This is a genomic window from Glacieibacterium sp., from assembly GCF_965200405.1.
GTDB lineage: Bacteria > Pseudomonadota > Alphaproteobacteria > Sphingomonadales > Sphingomonadaceae > Glacieibacterium.
The window spans coordinates 589,791-606,083 of record NZ_OZ241356.1 but is presented as its reverse complement, the minus strand read 5'-3'; the positions used below and the strand labels follow the sequence as shown (position 1 = coordinate 606,083).

The 16,293-nt window shown below is 68.1% G+C and carries 14 protein-coding genes; 7 read left to right on the top strand and 7 right to left on the bottom strand.

The window, feature by feature from the left end; all coding sequences use genetic code 11:
- Positions 1–3: 3 nt before the first annotated feature.
- From bchL to bchF, 5 genes are read right to left on the bottom strand one after another with little or no spacing between them, the layout of a single operon-like run.
- The gene (gene bchL, locus ACOFKW_RS02710; RefSeq protein WP_419815819.1) at positions 4–903 is read right to left on the bottom strand and encodes a ferredoxin:protochlorophyllide reductase (ATP-dependent) iron-sulfur ATP-binding protein; all 900 of its coding nucleotides are present in this window, start codon (positions 901–903) and stop codon (positions 4–6) included.
- An 11-nt stretch (positions 904–914) separates the two neighbouring features.
- Positions 915–4,508, bottom strand: coding sequence for a magnesium chelatase subunit H (locus tag ACOFKW_RS02705; protein WP_419815818.1), 3,594 nt, complete (start codon positions 4,506–4,508; stop codon positions 915–917).
- A complete protein-coding gene (bchB, locus tag ACOFKW_RS02700; protein ID WP_419815817.1) occupies positions 4,498–6,015 on the bottom strand; it encodes a ferredoxin:protochlorophyllide reductase (ATP-dependent) subunit B in 1,518 nt (505 codons plus the stop codon). The genes ACOFKW_RS02705 and bchB overlap by 11 nt, the downstream gene beginning before the upstream one ends.
- A complete protein-coding gene (locus tag ACOFKW_RS02695) occupies positions 6,006–7,295 on the bottom strand; it encodes a ferredoxin:protochlorophyllide reductase (ATP-dependent) subunit N (RefSeq protein ID WP_419815816.1) in 1,290 nt (429 codons plus the stop codon). Before ACOFKW_RS02695 ends, bchB begins: the two co-directional genes overlap by 10 nt.
- The gene (bchF, locus tag ACOFKW_RS02690) at positions 7,292–7,723 is read right to left on the bottom strand and encodes a 2-vinyl bacteriochlorophyllide hydratase (protein ID WP_419815815.1); all 432 of its coding nucleotides are present in this window, start codon (positions 7,721–7,723) and stop codon (positions 7,292–7,294) included. Before bchF ends, ACOFKW_RS02695 begins: the two co-directional genes overlap by 4 nt.
- A gap of 302 nt (positions 7,724–8,025) precedes the next feature.
- On the opposite strand from bchF, the gene ACOFKW_RS02685 reads away from it, so the two are divergent.
- From ACOFKW_RS02685 to ACOFKW_RS02660, 6 genes are all read left to right on the top strand, one after another.
- On the top strand, positions 8,026–8,910 hold the full coding sequence (locus tag ACOFKW_RS02685; protein ID WP_419815814.1) for a cobalamin B12-binding domain-containing protein: 885 nt from the start codon (positions 8,026–8,028) through the stop codon (positions 8,908–8,910).
- 30 nt (positions 8,911–8,940) lie between these two features.
- Positions 8,941–10,365 carry a transcriptional regulator PpsR gene (gene ppsR, locus ACOFKW_RS02680; RefSeq protein WP_419815813.1) on the top strand — a complete coding sequence of 475 codons (1,425 nt, stop codon included), beginning with the start codon at positions 8,941–8,943 and terminating at the stop codon, positions 10,363–10,365.
- A 61-nt stretch (positions 10,366–10,426) separates the two neighbouring features.
- Positions 10,427–11,320, top strand: a complete 894-nt coding sequence (gene chlG / locus ACOFKW_RS02675) for a chlorophyll synthase ChlG (protein WP_419815812.1) — start codon at positions 10,427–10,429, stop codon at positions 11,318–11,320.
- Entirely contained in the window at positions 11,317–12,627 is a 1,311-nt protein-coding gene (locus tag ACOFKW_RS02670) for a BCD family MFS transporter (protein WP_419815811.1), read from the top strand. The genes chlG and ACOFKW_RS02670 overlap by 4 nt, the downstream gene beginning before the upstream one ends.
- The gene (locus ACOFKW_RS02665) at positions 12,624–13,823 is read left to right on the top strand and encodes a geranylgeranyl diphosphate reductase (protein WP_419815810.1); all 1,200 of its coding nucleotides are present in this window, start codon (positions 12,624–12,626) and stop codon (positions 13,821–13,823) included. Before ACOFKW_RS02670 ends, ACOFKW_RS02665 begins: the two co-directional genes overlap by 4 nt.
- Entirely contained in the window at positions 13,820–14,098 is a 279-nt protein-coding gene (locus ACOFKW_RS02660; protein ID WP_419815809.1) for a hypothetical protein, read from the top strand. Before ACOFKW_RS02665 ends, ACOFKW_RS02660 begins: the two co-directional genes overlap by 4 nt.
- On the opposite strand, the gene ACOFKW_RS02655 is transcribed toward ACOFKW_RS02660, so the two are convergent.
- Both ACOFKW_RS02655 and ACOFKW_RS02650 read right to left on the bottom strand, forming a co-directional pair.
- On the bottom strand, positions 14,073–14,390 hold the full coding sequence (locus ACOFKW_RS02655; protein ID WP_419815808.1) for a c-type cytochrome: 318 nt from the start codon (positions 14,388–14,390) through the stop codon (positions 14,073–14,075). The two genes, ACOFKW_RS02660 and ACOFKW_RS02655, sit on opposite strands and share 26 nt — an antisense overlap.
- A gap of 171 nt (positions 14,391–14,561) precedes the next feature.
- Positions 14,562–14,783 carry a hypothetical protein gene (locus ACOFKW_RS02650; RefSeq protein WP_419815807.1) on the bottom strand — a complete coding sequence of 74 codons (222 nt, stop codon included), beginning with the start codon at positions 14,781–14,783 and terminating at the stop codon, positions 14,562–14,564.
- A gap of 436 nt (positions 14,784–15,219) precedes the next feature.
- Between ACOFKW_RS02650 and ACOFKW_RS02645 the strand changes: the two genes are divergently transcribed.
- Positions 15,220–16,212 carry a sigma-54 interaction domain-containing protein gene (locus ACOFKW_RS02645; protein WP_419815806.1) on the top strand — a complete coding sequence of 331 codons (993 nt, stop codon included), beginning with the start codon at positions 15,220–15,222 and terminating at the stop codon, positions 16,210–16,212.
- The last annotated feature ends 81 nt before the right edge of the window (positions 16,213–16,293 follow it).

Here is a 16,293-nt window from a genome sequence, read left to right as displayed (position 1 = left end):
CGCTCATTCGAACCCGAGGAACTCGAAGATGTCACGGTCCTTCATCGGCATCGCCGACAGCGCCTCGGTGCCGGCATAAAGGTGCGCGGCGAGGCGAAGATACTCGTGCTTCACCGCCTCCAGCTCGGGCGTCGAGTCCATCTCGAACACCGTGCACTTCTTCAGGCGCGAGCGGCGGATCGCATCGAGGTCGGGGAAATGCGCGAGACGCTTCAGGCCCGTAGCCTCGTTGAAGCGGTCGATCTCGTCGGTCGCGGCGGAGCGGTTGGCGATCACCCCGGCCATGCGGACCTCGTAGTTCTTCGACTTGGCCTTGATCGCGGCGACGATGCGATTCATCGCGAAGATCGAATCGAAGTCGTTGGCGGCGACGACGACGGCGCGCTCGGCATGTTGCAGCGGCGCTGCGAAGCCGCCGCAGACGACGTCGCCCAACACGTCGAAGATGACAACGTCGGTGTCTTCCAGCAGGTGATGCTGCTTGAGCAGCTTCACCGTCTGGCCGACGACATAGCCGCCGCAGCCGGTGCCGGCCGGGGGGCCGCCCGCCTCGATGCACATGACCCCGTTGTAGCCCTGGAAGCAGAAGTCTTCGACGCGCACTTCCTCGTGGTGGAAGTCGACGGTCTCCAGCACGTCGATGACGGTGGGCATCAGCTTCTTGGTCAGCGTGAAGGTCGAATCGTGCTTGGGATCGCAGCCGATCTGCAGGACGCGCTTGCCGAGCAGCGACAGTGCGGCGGACAGGTTCGAGCTGGTCGTCGACTTGCCGATGCCGCCCTTGCCGTAGATCGCGAAGACCTTGGCATTGCCGATCTTTTCCGACGGGTCGAGCTTGACCTGGACGCTGCCTTCCCCGTCGGGGCGGGCGTTGGTGGGTCGATCGAGTTCGAGGAGGGCCATATCTTTATCCTTCAAGCCGCTTGCGCGACGACACCTTCGAGGCGGTCTTCGAGATCGTCATGGGCGGCATGCAGCCGGCTCAGCGTGTCGGCATCGGGCCGCCACAGGTCGCGCTCGCAAGCTTCGAGCAAGCGGCTGGCGACGCGCGCCGACGCCTTGGGGTTGAGCGAGGCGAGCCGCGCCCGCATCGCATCGTCGAGCACATAGGTCTCGCTGATCCGCTGGAAGACCCAGGGGTCGACCGAGTCGGTGGTCGCCGACCAGCCGAGCGTCGTGGTCAGCTGCGCCTCGATGTTGCGGACGCCTTCGAAGCCGTTGGCGAGGATGCTTTCGGTCCAGGCCGGGTTGAGCATCCGGGTGCGGGTTTCCAGCGCGACCTGCTCGTTGAGGGTGCGGACCTTGGCCGGGCCCTGCGTCGCGTCGCAGATATAGACGGGGGCGGCGGTGCCGCGGGCGCGGGTGACGGCGCGGCTCATGCCACCCAGCGCGTCGACATACTGGTCGACGGTGGTGATGCCGAGCTCGACAGATTCGAGGTTCTGGTAGGACAGCTCGATGCCCGCCAGCGCGCTTTTCAGCAGCGCCGCCTGCCGCACCGGGGCGCCGCTGCGGCCATAGGCAAAGCCCTTCTGGCGCTCGAAGCTGTCGGCAAGTTCGTCGGCGTCGGTCCAGGTGCTGCCGTCGATCATCAGGTTGACGTTGGCGCCGTACGAGCCTTCGGCGTTGGAGAAGACGCGGAGCGCGGCGGTCTCGAGGTCGCAGCCCTGCGCCGCGGCGTGAGCGAGGCTGTGCTTGCGGATGAAGTTCAGCGTCTCGGGCTCGTCGGCGTTGGTCGCCAGCCAGGCGGCCTCGGCCAGCATCCGGGTCTGCAGCGGCAGCAGGTCGCGGAAGATGCCCGACAGGGTGATGACGACATCGATGCGCGGGCGACCGAGTTCGGCGAGCGGCACCAGTTCGGCGCCGGCCAGCCGGCCATAGCTGTCGAAACGTGGGCGGGCGCCCATCAGCGACAGCGCCTGCGCCAGTTGTGCGCCCTCGGACTTGAGGTTGTCGGTGCCCCACAGCACCATGCCGACGCTTTCCGGGAAGGCCGCGCCGCCGCCCATGTGGCGGGCGATGAGCAGGCTGGCCTGGGCGCGGCCCTCGATCACCGCATAGCTGCTGGGCAGACGGAAGGGGTCGAAGCCGTGGACGTTGCGCCCGGTCGGCATGATCTCCGGGCTGCGCAGCACGTCGCCGCCGACCACCGGGGGGACGTAGTGCGCGTCGAGGGCGCGGACGATGCCGTCGAGTTCGTACTCACCCGCGAGCAGCGCATCGAGAGCGACGAGGTCGCGGCCGTCATGGTCCATCGCGGCGATCATCGCGGCGCGCTCGACCGGGCCCAGCGTCTTGCCGACCACGTGGAGCCCGAACGGGATCAGCGTCTCCTCGAGCTCGTAGACCTTGGCCGACAGCGCGGCGATATCGGCACCGTCGAGGTCGAGCCCGGCGGCCTGCTCGGCGATAAGCGTCGCCAGCCCAAAACGCTCGTCCTTCGCCTCGGGCAGCGTCGAGCGCCAGCGGTCGAGCGAGGCTTTCAGCTCGACCAGGCCCTTGTACAGGCCGGCGGCGGAGACCGGCGGGGTCATGTAGCTGATCAGCGTTGCGCCCGACCGGCGCTTGGCCAGAGTGCCCTCGCTGGGGTTGTTCGCGGCGTAGAGGTAGAAGTTCGGCAGGTCGCCGATCAGCCGCTCGGGCCAGCATTTCGCCGACAGGCCGGTCTGCTTGCCGGGCATGAACTCCAGCGCGCCGTGCGTGCCGAAGTGGAGCACGGCGTCGGCGGCAAAATCCTCGCGCAGCCAGCGGTAGAAGGCGCTGAACGCGTGGGTGGGGGAGTAGCGGCCCTCGAAGAGCAGTCGCATCGGGTCGCCCTCGTAGCCGAAAGCGGGCTGGACGCCGACGAAGACGTTGCCGAACTGGGCACCGAGGATGAACACATGCCGGCCGTCGCTCTGGGCGCGACCAGGGGCGGGGCCCCATTGCGCCTCGATCTCCGCCAGGTGCGGTTCGCGGCGCACGAGGTCGTCGGCGGGGATGCGGAAGTGGACGTTGGCATCGGCACCGAAGCGCTCGGCATTGCCCTTGAGCAGCGTGTCGCGGAGTTTGTCGACGCTGGCCGGCAGCGTGACGTCGTAGCCGGCGCGGGCCATCGCGCCGAGCGTGTTGAACAGCGATTCGAACACGCCGAGGAACGCCGCGGTGCCGGTCGCGCCGGCGTTGGGCGGGAAGTTGAACAGCACGATCGCGACCTTGCGCGCCGCACGGTCGGAGCGGCGCAGGGCGACCAGCTTGGCGACCTTGGCGGCCAGCGCCTCGGCGCGCTCGGGGCAGGAGCGCATCTCGCGGACGAGGCCGCCGGAGGGGAAGGTGCAGCCGCGGCCGCAGCCGGTGCAGGGCGTACCCGAGCCATCGGAGCGGCCACCGAAGATCGTCGGCACGGTGGCGCCGTCGAGCTCCGGGATGGCGACCATCATCGTCGCTTCGAGCGGCAGCAGGCCCTGCTTGCCGGCGCCCCAGGCCTGCAGCGTCTGGAACTCCAGCGGGTGCGCGGCGACATAGGGCACGTCGAGATGGGCGAGCATCTCGGCCGCGGCGGCACTGTCGTTGTACGCCGGCCCGCCAACCAGCGAGAAGCCGGTGAGCGAGACCAGCGCGTCGATGCTTGCGACGCCGTCCTTGAGGAAATACGCCTCGATGGCGGGGCGCGAGTCGAGGCCGCTGGCGAAGGCGGGGACGACCTTGATGCCGCGCGCCTCGAAGGCGGCGATGACGCCGTCGTAGTGCGCGCTGTCATGGCCGAGCACGTAGGAGCGTAGGAGCAGCAGGCCGACCGTGGCGACCGGCGCGGCGGGGGCGGGGAGCAGGGCGGCATCTTCGCTCATGCGACCGGCGAGGGCGGGGTGGTAGACGCCGACCTCGGGATATTCGCGCGGGGCGACGGGCTTGAGCGTGCCCTTCAGCGCGGCGCGGTCGCCGGCGGCGTAGCGGTCGACCAGCGCGCGGACCATCTGGACGACATTGTCGTCGGAGCCGCTGAGCCAATATTGCAGCGTCAGGAAATAGGCGCGGACGTCCTGCGCGGTGCCGGGGATGAAGCGCAAAATCTTGGGCAGGCGCTTGAGCATCCGCATCTGGCCAGCACCCGACGACGCGCCCGGCTTGGAGGAGCCGCGGAGTTTCTTGAGCAGCGCCAGCGGGCCGCGGGCGGGGGCGTCCATGCGGTAGCCGCCGAGCTTGGTCAACCGCACCACGTCGCCGTCGCTCATCAGCCCGAGCATCGCGTCGCAGGTCTCGCGCCGCGCCTGCAGGGCGGGCATCACGGCGCGGATGTGGTCCTCGAGGAACAGCATCGTCGCGACGACGATGTCGCCGCGCGCGATGTCGGCGCGGGCGCGCTCGACCTCGGCCTCGTCGGACCAGTCGGCGGCGGCGTGGAAGTGGATGGCGATGCCGTCCTGCGCCAGCTTGACCGCAGCGCGCTCGGCGGCGCCCGACAGGTGGTTGTCGAGGGTGACGATGGTGACGTGCACCATCGTTGCAGGGCTTGCGGGTTCAGCGCGCATGATACGCCTTTGCCTCGTACAGGGTGTCGAGCGTGATCGGCGCGATGGCGCGCGAGGCGGCATAGGCCTCAGTGTTGCGACGCGCCTTGCCGCGCACGAAGAACGGGATCTTGAGCAGCTCCTTCTCCGCGTCGGCGGTCCAGCCCTGCGGTTGTGCGACGACCGGCTGCGGAGCCTCCGCATGGCCGCCGAGATGGCTCGCACCGGCGGCGTCGTTGAACTCGAAATCGTCGCGGAACATCGCTAGCAGATGCTCCTCCAGCCCCATCACCAGCGGGTGGACCCAGGTGTCGAAGATCACATTGGCGCCCTCGAAGCCCATCTGTGGCGAGTGGCGGGCGGGGAAGTCCTGGACGTGGACGGGGGCGGAGATCACCGCGCAGGGGATGCGCAGGCGCTTGGCGATGTGGCGTTCCATCTGGGTGCCGAGGACCAGCTCGCAGGCCGAGGCGGCGATGGCTTCCTCGACGGCGAGATAGTCGTCGGTGATAAGGGCTTCGACGCCGTATTTCTTGGCGGCATCGCGGACGTCGCGGGCGAATTCGCGGTTGTAGCAGCCGAGGCCGACGACCTCGAAACCCAGCTCGTCGGCAGCGACCCGCGCGGCGGCGATGGCGTGGGTGGCGTCACCGAAGACGAACACGCGCTTGCCGGTCAGATAGGTCGAGTCGACCGAGCGCGACCACCACGGCATCCGTGAGTCGGCGGGGGCGAGCGGCTCGACGGGCAGCCCGGCGACGGCCTGGACCTCCGCGATGAAGTCGTTGGTGGCGCCGATACCGATGGGCACGGTCTTCGTGAACTTCTGCCCGAAGGTCTTTTCCAGCCAACGCGCGGCGGTGTCGCCGATCTCGGGGTACATCAGGACGTTGAAATCAGCCTCGCCCAGCCGCGCGAGGTCGGCGGGGGTGGCTCCGAGAGGCGCGCAGACGTGCACGTCGACGCCGATGTCGGCCAGCAGCCGCGTCACCTCGACGACATCGTCGCGGTGGCGGAAGCCCAAAGCCGTGGGACCTAGCAGATTGGCGCGTGGCCGGCGGCCCTCGCGCGGTGCCGGGCGCAAACCCTTGTCGGCCAAAGTCCGGACCAGCGCGTAGAAGGTCTCCGACGCGCCGTAATGCTCCTTGCGGCTATAGCTCGGCAGTTCCAGCGGGATCACCGGGATCGGCAGGTTCATCGCCAGGGCGAGGCCGGCGGGGTCGTCCTGGATCAGCTCCGCGGTGCAAGACGCGCCGACCAGCATCGCCTGCGGCTGGAAGCGTTCGTAGGCATCGCGCGCCGCCGACTGGAACAGCTCGGCGGTGTCGGTGCCGAGGTCGCGCGCCTTGAAGGTCGTGTAGGTCACTGGCGGGCGCTTGCCGCGACGCTCGATCATGGTGAACAGCAGGTCGGCGTAGGTGTCGCCCTGCGGCGCGTGCAGGACGAAATGCACGCCCTCCATCGCCGTCGCGACGCGCATCGCACCGACGTGCGGCGGGCCCTCATAGGTCCAGACGGTCAGCTGCATGACACGCTCCTGGGCAGGCTCGCGATCTTGTCGCGGCGGACCAGGGGCCTCGCGAACAGCTCCGCCAGGTCGCCGGCCTGGTCGAAGCCGTGGACCGGCGAGAACACCAGCTCGATCGACCATTTCGTCGACAGTCCCTCGCGCTCCAGCGGATTGGCGAGACCGAGGCCGCAGACCGTCAGGTCGGGGCGTTCGGCACGGACGCGGTCGAGCTGGCGGTCGACGTCCTGCCCTTCGCTGATCTGGATGCCCGCCGGCAGCGCCGCCAGTTCGGCCGCCATGTGCGCGCGGTGGAGGTAGGGCGTGCCGACCTCGACGGGCACCATCCCGAGCTCGTTTGCCAGGAAGCGTGCCAGCGGGATCTCGAGCTGCGAGTCGGGGAAGAAGAAGATGCGCTTGGCCGCCAGCCGCTCGGCGTAGCGCTCCAGCGCACGCTTGGCCCGCGCCCGCCCGGGGGCGATCACCGAGCGGAAATGCATCTCGTCGATGCCGAACTCGACCGCGGCGGCGTGCAGCCAAGCGGTGGTGCCCTCCGCGCCGAACGGGAACAGCGCCGGCAAATGGCGTGCGCCGCGCTTCTCAAGTGCCGCGCCGGTGTCGCCGAGGAACGGCTGGGCGAGCAGGAAGACGGTGTTCGGCCCAACCGGCGGCAGGTCCTTGGCGCGCCGTGGCGGCAGGCTGTCGACATGCTCGATGCCGATCTCGGCGAACAGCCGGCGGAACTGGTCCTCGACGACGTCGGGCAGCGAGCCGACGATCATCAGGCGCTTTTCGGTCCCGGTCGCGGCGGGCAATTGCGGCGCCAGCGCGGCGAGGCAGGCGTCCTCGCCCTGGGTGAAGGTCGTCTCGATGCCGCTGCCCGAATAGTTGAGGATGCGGACGGTTGGCGCATGCGTCTCCGACAGCCGGGCGGCGGCGCGCGACAGGTCGAGCTTGATGACTTCGCTGGGGCAGGAGCCGACCAGGAACAGCAGCTTGATCTCCGGCCGGCGGGCCAGCAGGCGCGACACGACGCGATCGAGTTCCTCGTTCGCGTCGGCGAGCCCGGCGAGGTCGCGCTCCTCGATGATCGCGGTGGCGAAGCGCGGTTCTGCGAAGACCATCACCCCTGCGGCCGATTGCAGCAGGTGCGCGCAGGTCCGCGATCCGACGACGAGGAAGAAGGCGTCCTGAACCTTGCGGTGCAGCCAGACGATGCTGGTCAGGCCGCAGAAAACCTCGCGTTGGCCACGCTCGCGCAGGATCGGCCGGGGCGCGACGGCGGTGGCGATCGCGGTCATGCGGGCACCGCGCCGGCGGTGGAATCGGAGACCGGGCCGCCGCCCTGCAGCCGCGCGACGCGCAGTTTCCACAGGAATTGACCGGCGTTGACCGCATAGGTCGCATAGGCGGCCAGAGCGAGGATCATCCGCCCGCGCTCACCGAGCCAGTCGTTACCCAGCGCCACCAGATAGGCGGTGTGCAGCGCCAGCACGAGCATCGAGAAGACGTCTTCCCAGTAGAACGCAGGAGCGAACAGCCAGCGTCCGAAGACTTTTTTCTCCCAGATCGAGCCGGTTATCATGATCGCGTAGAGCAGCATCGTCTTGACGATGATCGACACTGTCGCTGCGCCGGCACCCTCGCCGGTGAGCAGGTAACGGACGACCAGAGATACGCTGATCACGAAAGCGAGGAACTGGATCGGCGCGAGAATTGCCTGCACCATGGTCCATGGGCTGGCATCGCGCCGCTGCCGCTCGGCGGCCGAGTACAAGGGTCGCGCTGCGATCCTGGCACTTGCATCTGCAGTCCGTCTGCGTCGCATTACTGGCCGGCCCATCGGTGTCGAAGCCGAAGCCTAGCATCCTGAAAACCAGTGTCAATCAGGCTGGACGTAAAGAAACTTGGACATCATCTATGATATTGCGTTGGTTAAATTCGGCGATAAAATATGATGGTCGGCGGCTAGACCCAAGAACAGGCAGCCAATCCGGCGCGACGATTGCGCGTCGTTGACGGGGAGTTTGCATGGCTTCGATGCTGAATTTGCACAGCTTTACTAGCTCACCCGGGCTTGCCCAGGAACCTGTCTCCTGGTCACCGACGGATTTGTCGCCGTTTGCACTGGCCCGGATCGTCGAGGGCGAAATCATTCCTAGACTGTTAATGGCGCACCGTGCACCGGAGCAGCATGATGCACGCATCGAGCCGCAGGGTGCGGTCATCACCGCATTGGAGGCCGAGCGCTTCGCCGGCGCATCGTTGCGCAACGAGGCCTATGCCCTGCTGGTCGAGGTCGACCTTCTGCTGGCTCGCGGCGTCTCGATCGAGACGGTGTTCCTCGACCTGCTGGCGCCGGCGGCGCATCAGCTCGGGATCTGGTGGGAGCAGGATGTCTGCGACTTCGTCGACGTCACGATGGGCCTGTGGCGGCTACAGGAGATCGTCCACGAACTCGCGGCGCGCGCCCCCGGTGCCGCCGAGCGCCGGGGCGGCGAACGCCGGGCGTTGTTCGCGCCGCTGCCCGGCGAGCAGCACGGTTTCGGCACGCTGATGGTCGAGGAGTTCTTTCGCCGCGCCGGGTGGACGACGGCGAGCGAGATCAACCCGACCGAGGACGACCTGGTCAGCATGGTTCGCAAGGGTTGGTTCGAGCTGGTCGGCTTGACGGTCAGTTGTGAAGACCATATCTCGCGCGTACCGACAATCATCGGTGCGCTTCGCCGCGCGTCGCGTAACCCGCGCATAGGTGTCATGGTCGGCGGTCGGGTTTTTGCCGAGCATCCGGAACTGGCAAAAAGCTGCGGGGCGGATGCGACCGCCGTCGACGCACGGCGAGCGGTCCTAGTAGCGGAGACCCTGCTCGATGTGCTCGCCCTGCGCGCCGACACCCCTATTGCGGGTCATGGTTGACCCACGCTTCTTGCGTCCAGGCAACTAGCCGTGGACCTTTCACCGTCGCTCGCCGGCGCGGTGCCGTTCCGTGCCGCTGGCGCACTGTTGCAAGGGGTCGACGCCGACCTGGCCGCGCGGGTCATAGCCGCCAGCGGTGACGTCGCGCTGGTCGTCGACGCCGAGGGCTATATCCGCGACATCGCGATGGGCAGCGCCGACCTGCCGATCGAAGGGCTGGAGACGTGGCGCGACCAGTTGTGGGTCGACACGGTCACCTCCGAAAGCCGCGTCAAGATCGAGGAAATGCTGCGGGATGCGCCGAGCCGGCGCTCCGGGCGCTGGCGCCAGGTCAATCATCCGCTGGCCGGTGGCGACGTGCCGATCCGCTATGTCGCCGTCGAAGCTTCGCGCGATGGCCGCGTCGTCGCCATCGGCCGCGACATGCGCGCCGCCGCCGCCCTGCAGCAGCGCCTGCTTGCCGCCCAGCAGTCGATGGAGCGTGACTATGTGCGGCTGCGCCAGGTCGAGTCACGCTATCGGCTGCTGTTCGACGAGTCGAGCGAGGCGGTGTTCATCGTCGAGACCGCCAACCGCCGGATCACCGAGGCGAACCCGGCGGCTCGCCGTCTGGTCGGCACCGAGGATCACCTGACCGGGCAGCCATTCGTCGCCATCCTCGACGACAGTTCGCGCGATGCGGCGCTGACCCTGCTGGGCGCAGTCGCCGCGGCGGAGCAGTCGACCGTCGCCCGGGTCTCGGTCGGTACGGGGCGCGAGTGCCGGATGTCGGCGACGCTGTTCCGCCAGGACCGCGCGTCGTATTTCCTGGTGCGCATGTCGCGGGCCGACAACATCGCCGCCAGTGAGGGGACCGACACGCGGCTGATCGACGTGCTCGACCGGTTGCCCGACGCCTTTGTGCTGACCGACGACAACCTCGACATCCTGGCCGAGAACGCGGCCTTTCTCGACCTGACCCAGTCGGCGCGACGGGCGCAGTTGCGCGGTGCGCCGTTGTCGCAGTTCCTCGGGCGCCCCGGCATCGACCTCGGCATCCTGGTCGGCCAGCTGCGCGAACATGGGGCGGTCCGCAACTTCACGACGCTGATCCGCGGCGTCACCAGCGAGGAGGAAGTCGAGGTTTCCGCCGTGCTTGCAGGGGACAGCGAGCGCCCATGCTTCGGTTTCAGCATCCGTACCAGCAGCCGTCGCAAGGTCGACCTGATCGCCCCGGATCGTGCCCTGCCCAAGTCCGTCGAGCAGTTGACCGAGCTGGTCGGCCGGGTGCCGTTGAAGGACATCGTGCGCGAGTCGAGCGACCTGATCGAGCGCCTCTGCATCGAGGCGGCGCTGGCCTACACCGCCGACAATCGCGCCTCGGCGGCGGAGATTCTCGGGCTGAGCCGGCAGAGCCTGTATTCCAAGCTTCATCGTCATGGCCTCGGCAACCTGGGAAATGGCGACACCGACTGACGGTGTCAATTTAACTGTCCAAACTTATTGACGGTTAAAAGTGTCAGGCATAGCGTACGGCATGGCTCGCACAGCAACCGTGTCCGGTTCGACGATCCCCGCGGGGCGGGACGTCCTGCAGCTGCTCAAGCCGGTGACGTGGTTCCCGCCGATGTGGGCGTTCATGTGTGGCGTCGTCTCGTCGGGTGAACCGCTCGCCAGCCGCTGGCCGTTCCTGGTCGCGGGCGTGCTGCTGTGCGGACCCCTGGTCTGCGGCACCAGCCAGGCTGTGAATGACTGGTTCGACCGTCACGTCGATGCGATCAACGAGCCCGACCGGCCGATCCCGTCTGGGCGCATCCCGGGCCGCTGGGGGCTGGCGATCGCGATCATCGGCAGCATCGTCTCGCTGATCGCGGGAGCCGCCATCGGGCCGTGGGTGCTGGTCGCGACCGCCGTCGGGCTGGCCTCGGGCTGGGCCTATAGCGCGCCGCCGTTCCGCCTGAAGACCAGCGGCTGGTGGGGACCGGCGGCAGTGGCGCTGAGCTATGAGGGGCTGAGCTGGTTCACCGGGGCGGCGGCGATGAGCGGCAGCCTGCCCGGTACGCACGTGCTGGTCGTCATCCTGCTGTATAGCCTGGGCGCGCACGGCATCATGACGCTCAACGATTTCAAGGCGGTCGAGGGCGATATCGCGACCGGCGTGCGGTCGCTGCCGGTGGTGCTCGGGGTCGAGCGCGCGGCGCGGCTGGCGTGCGCAGTGATGGCGGTGCCGCAGGTGATCGTCGCGGCGCTGCTGTTCGACTGGGGTCATCCGCGCGCGGCGATGGTGGTGGCGGCGGTGCTGGTGGCGCAGCTGGTGGCGATGCCGCGGCTGCTGCGCGATCCGCGAAAATACGCACCCTGGTACAATGGCACGGGGGTGACGCTGTACGTCAGCGGAATGCTCGCGGCGGCTTTCGGGCTGGCGGCATGAAGGGGGTCGCCGCGCAAGGACTGGGCTGGCCTGGCATCGTCCGGCTCGGGCTGGTGCAGAGTGCGATCGGTGCGATCGTCATGCTGGGCACGTCGCTGCTCAACCGCGTCATGGTCGTCGAATATGCGATCCCGGCGTCGCTGCCGGCGGGACTGGTCGCCTGGCATTACGCCATCCAGTTGTCGCGGCCGCGCTGGGGGCATGGCTCGGATGCCGGGGCGCGGCGGACGCCGTGGATCGCGGCGGGCATGGCGGCGCTGGCGCTGGGCGCCGTGCTGGCGGTCGACGCGACGCTAATCATGACGACGCGGCCGATCGCCGGGCCGCTGCTCGCGGTGCTGGGATTCAGCCTGATCGGCGCGGGAGTCGGGGCGGCGGGCACGTCGCTGCTGGCGCTGCTGGCGAGCGAAGTCGCGCCCGAGCGTCGCCCGGCCGCCGCGGCGATGACCTGGATCATGATGATCGCCGGCATCGCGATCACTGCCGGGATCGTCGGGCAGCTGATCGAGCCGTTCACGCCGCAGCGGCTCAGCACCGTCGCCTCCAGTGTCGCGCTGATCGCGCTGGTCGTGGCGCTGGTGGCGATCTGGGGGGCGGAGCCGGAGCGGCCGCTGCCGGTTCACGGCACCATCCCGACGCCATTCGCCGTCGTGCTCAACGAGATCTGGGCCGACGAGCGGGCGCGGCGGTTCACCATTTTCGTCTTCGTCTCGATGCTGGCGTACAGCGCGCAGGACCTGATCCTCGAGCCGTTCGCCGGACTGCGCTTCGGCTTCTCGCCGGGGGCATCGACCAGCCTGTCGGGGTATCAGCACGGCGGCGTGCTGGCCGGCATGATCCTGGTCGGGGTCGGCGGCAACGCCTTCTCGGCCAAGGCGGGCTGGATGCGCGGCTGGACGGTCGGCGGCTGCCTCGGCTCGGCGCTGGCGCTGGCCGGGCTGGTCATCGCGGCGCGGACCGGCCCGGGCTGGCCGCTGACCGCCAACGTCGTCGCGCTGGGCTTTTTCAACGGCGTATTCGCGGTGGCGGCGATCGGCTCGATGATGGGGCTCGCCGGTGCCGACGGACCGGGACGCGAGGGGGTCCGCATGGGCGTCTGGGGCGCGGCGCAGGCAATCGCGTTCGGCGCGGGCGGCTTCCTGGGCGCAGCGGGCGTCGACGTCGGACGCCGGCTGCTGGGCGATGCGCCCACTGCTTTCGCGCTGGTCTTCGGCGTCGAGGCGACATTGTTCATCGTGGCCGCCAGCATCGCGGCGCGTATCGGCAGCGCGGCCCGGCCACGCAATCTGACGGGAGTCACGGCATGAGCGAGACCTGGGATGTCGTCGTCGTCGGCGGAGGGCCCGCTGGTGCCACCGCTGCGAACACCCTTGCGCAGGCTGGCAAGCGCGTCCTGCTGCTCGACCGCGCCGGGCGGATCAAGCCGTGCGGCGGCGCCATCCCGCCCCGCGCCATCCGCGACTTTTCCATTCCCGACGCGATGATCGTCGGCAGGGCCCGCGCCGCGCGGATGATCGCGCCGTCGTCCAAGGTCGTCGATATGCCGGTCGGCGACGGTTACGTCGGCATGGTCGACCGCGAGCATTTCGACGAATATCTCCGCGCCCGCGCCGCCACCAGTGGAGCCGAGCGCCGCACCGGCACCTTCGAGGCGATCGAGCGCGACGACGACGGGACCGCGGTCGTCACCTATCGCACCGCTCGCTCGTCGCCGCTCCAGCGCCTGCGCGCCAAGGCCGTCATCGGCGCCGACGGCGCTCGCTCCGGCGTCGCGCGCCAGGTCCTGAAGGGTGCCGAGCGCATGCCCTGCGTCTTCGCCTATCACGAGGTCGTCGCCTCGCCGGAGGGCGACACCGACGTTTTCGATCGCTCACGCTGCGACGTCTATTATCAAGGGCGGCTATCGCCCGATTTCTACGCCTGGATCTTCCCGCACGGCGATACCGCCAGCATCGGCGTCGGCAGCGCCCGCAAGGGTTTCGACCTGCGCGGCGCGGTCGCCGAACTGCGCGGCGATACCGGCCTCGACGCCTGCACGACGATGCGCAAGGAAGGCGCGCCGATCCCGCTCAAGCCGCTGAAGCGCTGGGACAATGGTCGCGACATCATCGTCGCGGGAGACGCCGCCGGGGTGGTCGCACCGGCGTCGGGCGAGGGCATCTATTACGCCATGGTCTGCGGCGAGATGGCGGCGCAGTCGGTCGGCGCCTTCCTGCTCAGCGGCGACCCGCGTGCGCTACGCTCCGCCCGGCGCGAGTTCGTCAAAGCGCACGGCATGGTCTTCCGTGTCCTCGGGATCATGCAGTATTTCTGGTATTCCAGCGACAAGCGGCGCGAGCGCTTCGTCAAGATGTGCCGCGACCCCGATGTCCAGCGGCTGACCTGGGAAGCCTATATGAACAAGGCGCTGGTGCGCTCCAGCCCGCTGGCCCATTTCAAGATATTCCTGAAGGATACCGCCCATCTGATCAGCTCGATCGGCCGCCCGGCCGCGGCGCGTTGAGCGAGTTCTTCACGAGCGGCAACGCCGTCGTCTTCATTCTTGCGGTCGTCGGGGTGGAGGGCGCCTGGCTGGCCTATCTCGGGCGGTGGGATCTCGTCCGGATGCTCGTGCCAGGTGCGATATTGCTGCTGGCGGTTCACGCCGCGCTGACCGGCGGGCCGTGGTGGCAGGTCGCGGCTTGGCTCACCGCCTCGCTCCCTGCACACCTTTACGACCTGTACCGCCGGTTTCCCGACGGCCGGCAGAGTCTTACTGGGTCTTCAGGTAAGCGATGACGTCGGCGCGCTGCTGCGGATCCTTCAGACCGACAAAGGTCATCTTGGTCCCGGGGATGAACTTGCGCGGCGCTTCGAGGTAGGTGAACAGATTAGCTTCGGTCCAGGTCACGCCGCTCTTCTTGTTCGCAGCAGAGTAGGAGTAGTTCGGGATCGAGCCGGAGTGACGACCGACAATCGCATGCAACGTCGGCCCGATGCGATTGACGCCCGGCGTGGTGACGTGACACGTCTTGCACTGCACGAAGACCTTGGCGCCGTTCGCGGCGTTGCCGACCGGCATGGCCGCCATCGCCGCACCGCCTGCACCGACACCCAACGCTACACCGAAAGCAACTTTGAAAAATTTGTTCATACAATCTCCCCAGCACTGCTGCGCGCTTCGGCGATACCGGCACTGCACCGGACGAACGTCGAGCGACGATAGACTACAACTCAGACCATGACCGCGGAGTGCGGCATTTTATCGCGTAACGTCTTTGGCGCGCGGCGGATCCACATCACGCCTCGCCGCGGCATCGAGGTCGCTGTGGATGCCCTCGTCGGGATGCATCGGATGTCGATTCGACTTCTTTCGGAAAAACATCACCGCGATGACGATCAGGACCAGCAGGCCGATGCCCAAGGTCATCAGATTGAGCGAACCGACGGTTGCACTTGTTCCCATGACGAAACCTCCACCCATCCTTGTTCACCGAACGATGAGCGACCAATGAAGGTTCCGAAGACGGTTTCGCCCAAGTTCCAGCTATGAGGCAAAGTTGAGGTAGATCAGTTTTGTAGAACTGCAAGTCGCGATACATCGCGAATCATTGAGCCTCCGCCGTTTTTCGAGTCCAGTGCCTGCGACCGCGGTCGCTCATGATAGTAAAGCCGCAACGATCGCCAATCTCGACGTCCGCCCGGCAAATATTGAACCGACAGCCGTGATTAGCCGGCGAGCGGTTGCGCGACATAGCCTAAAGGAGTATTGTCGAAACTGGATATGTCGGTGACGACATCCCGATCGAGCCAAAACAACGAGACGCTAGCCATTCTGCCTGTTGCCGGGCAGCGAAGGACTGCGCGTTCATCATCCTGCCCGTTACCGTGGTCGCGCGGGCGATGCTTGGAGGCTTGGCGTGGGGCACTCGCCAGCGACCGCAGCACACGGTGTCACCGTGGGGCATTGCCCCGGCGGCTATGGTCCTGCAGCGATCGGGCTGGCTGGTCGCAGCGCCGCGATGGCGGCCCTGTGCAACTATCTTCCCAAAGTGGCGCGGTCGCGGGCGACGGTGTTGATCACCGGCGAGACCGGCACGGGCAAGGAGCGTGTCGCGCAGGCAATCCATGCGCTCAGCCCGCGCGCCGCCGGTCCGTTCGTCGTGGTCAACTGCGGCGCGCTGCCGGACACGCTGGTCGAGTCGGAGCTGTTCGGTCATGCCCGGGGCGCTTTCACCGGCGCGGTCTCGGCGGTGCGCGGCAGACTCGCCGAGGCCGACGGCGGCACGTTGTTCCTCGACGAGATCGGCGAGATGAACATCTACGCCCAGGCCAAGCTGCTGCGCGTCATCGAGACCCGGCGCGTCCAGCCGCTCGGTGGCGGCCGTGCCTTCGACATCGACATAAGGGTGGTCGCGGCGACCAACCGCGAGCTCGAGCTCGAAGTCGCGGCGCAGCGCTTCCGTAGTGACCTGTTCTATCGGCTGAATGTCGCGCGACTGGTCATCCCGCCGCTGCGGGACCGGCCGGAGGACGTCGCCGTGCTGGCCGACGAGATCATCGCCGAGTTCAACGCCCGCGATCGCTCGACGGTCGAGGCCCCGGCGCCGGAGTTGCTGCAAGCGCTGGCGGCGCACGACTGGCCCGGCAATGTCCGCGAGCTGCGCAACCTGATCGAGGCGGTGTTCATCGACCCGCCCGCCGGCCGGCTGGAGTTCGAACACCTGCCGCCGGCATTCCAGTCGCTGTTCGCGCGCTACCGGTGCAGCGTGCCGGCGGAGCGGTCGCGGCTGATCGAGGCGCTGGAGCGGACCAACTGGAACAAGGCCGAGGCCGCCAAGGCGCTCAACTGGTCGCGCATGACGCTGTACCGCAAGCTGGCGAAGTACGAGGTCGCGGACGGCGGAATGTAACATCGCGCTGTCCGGGTGTGACACTCGAACTGTCACAGGCGACAAGCCGGCACCGCGTCGCAAATCGATTTTCCAGCGACT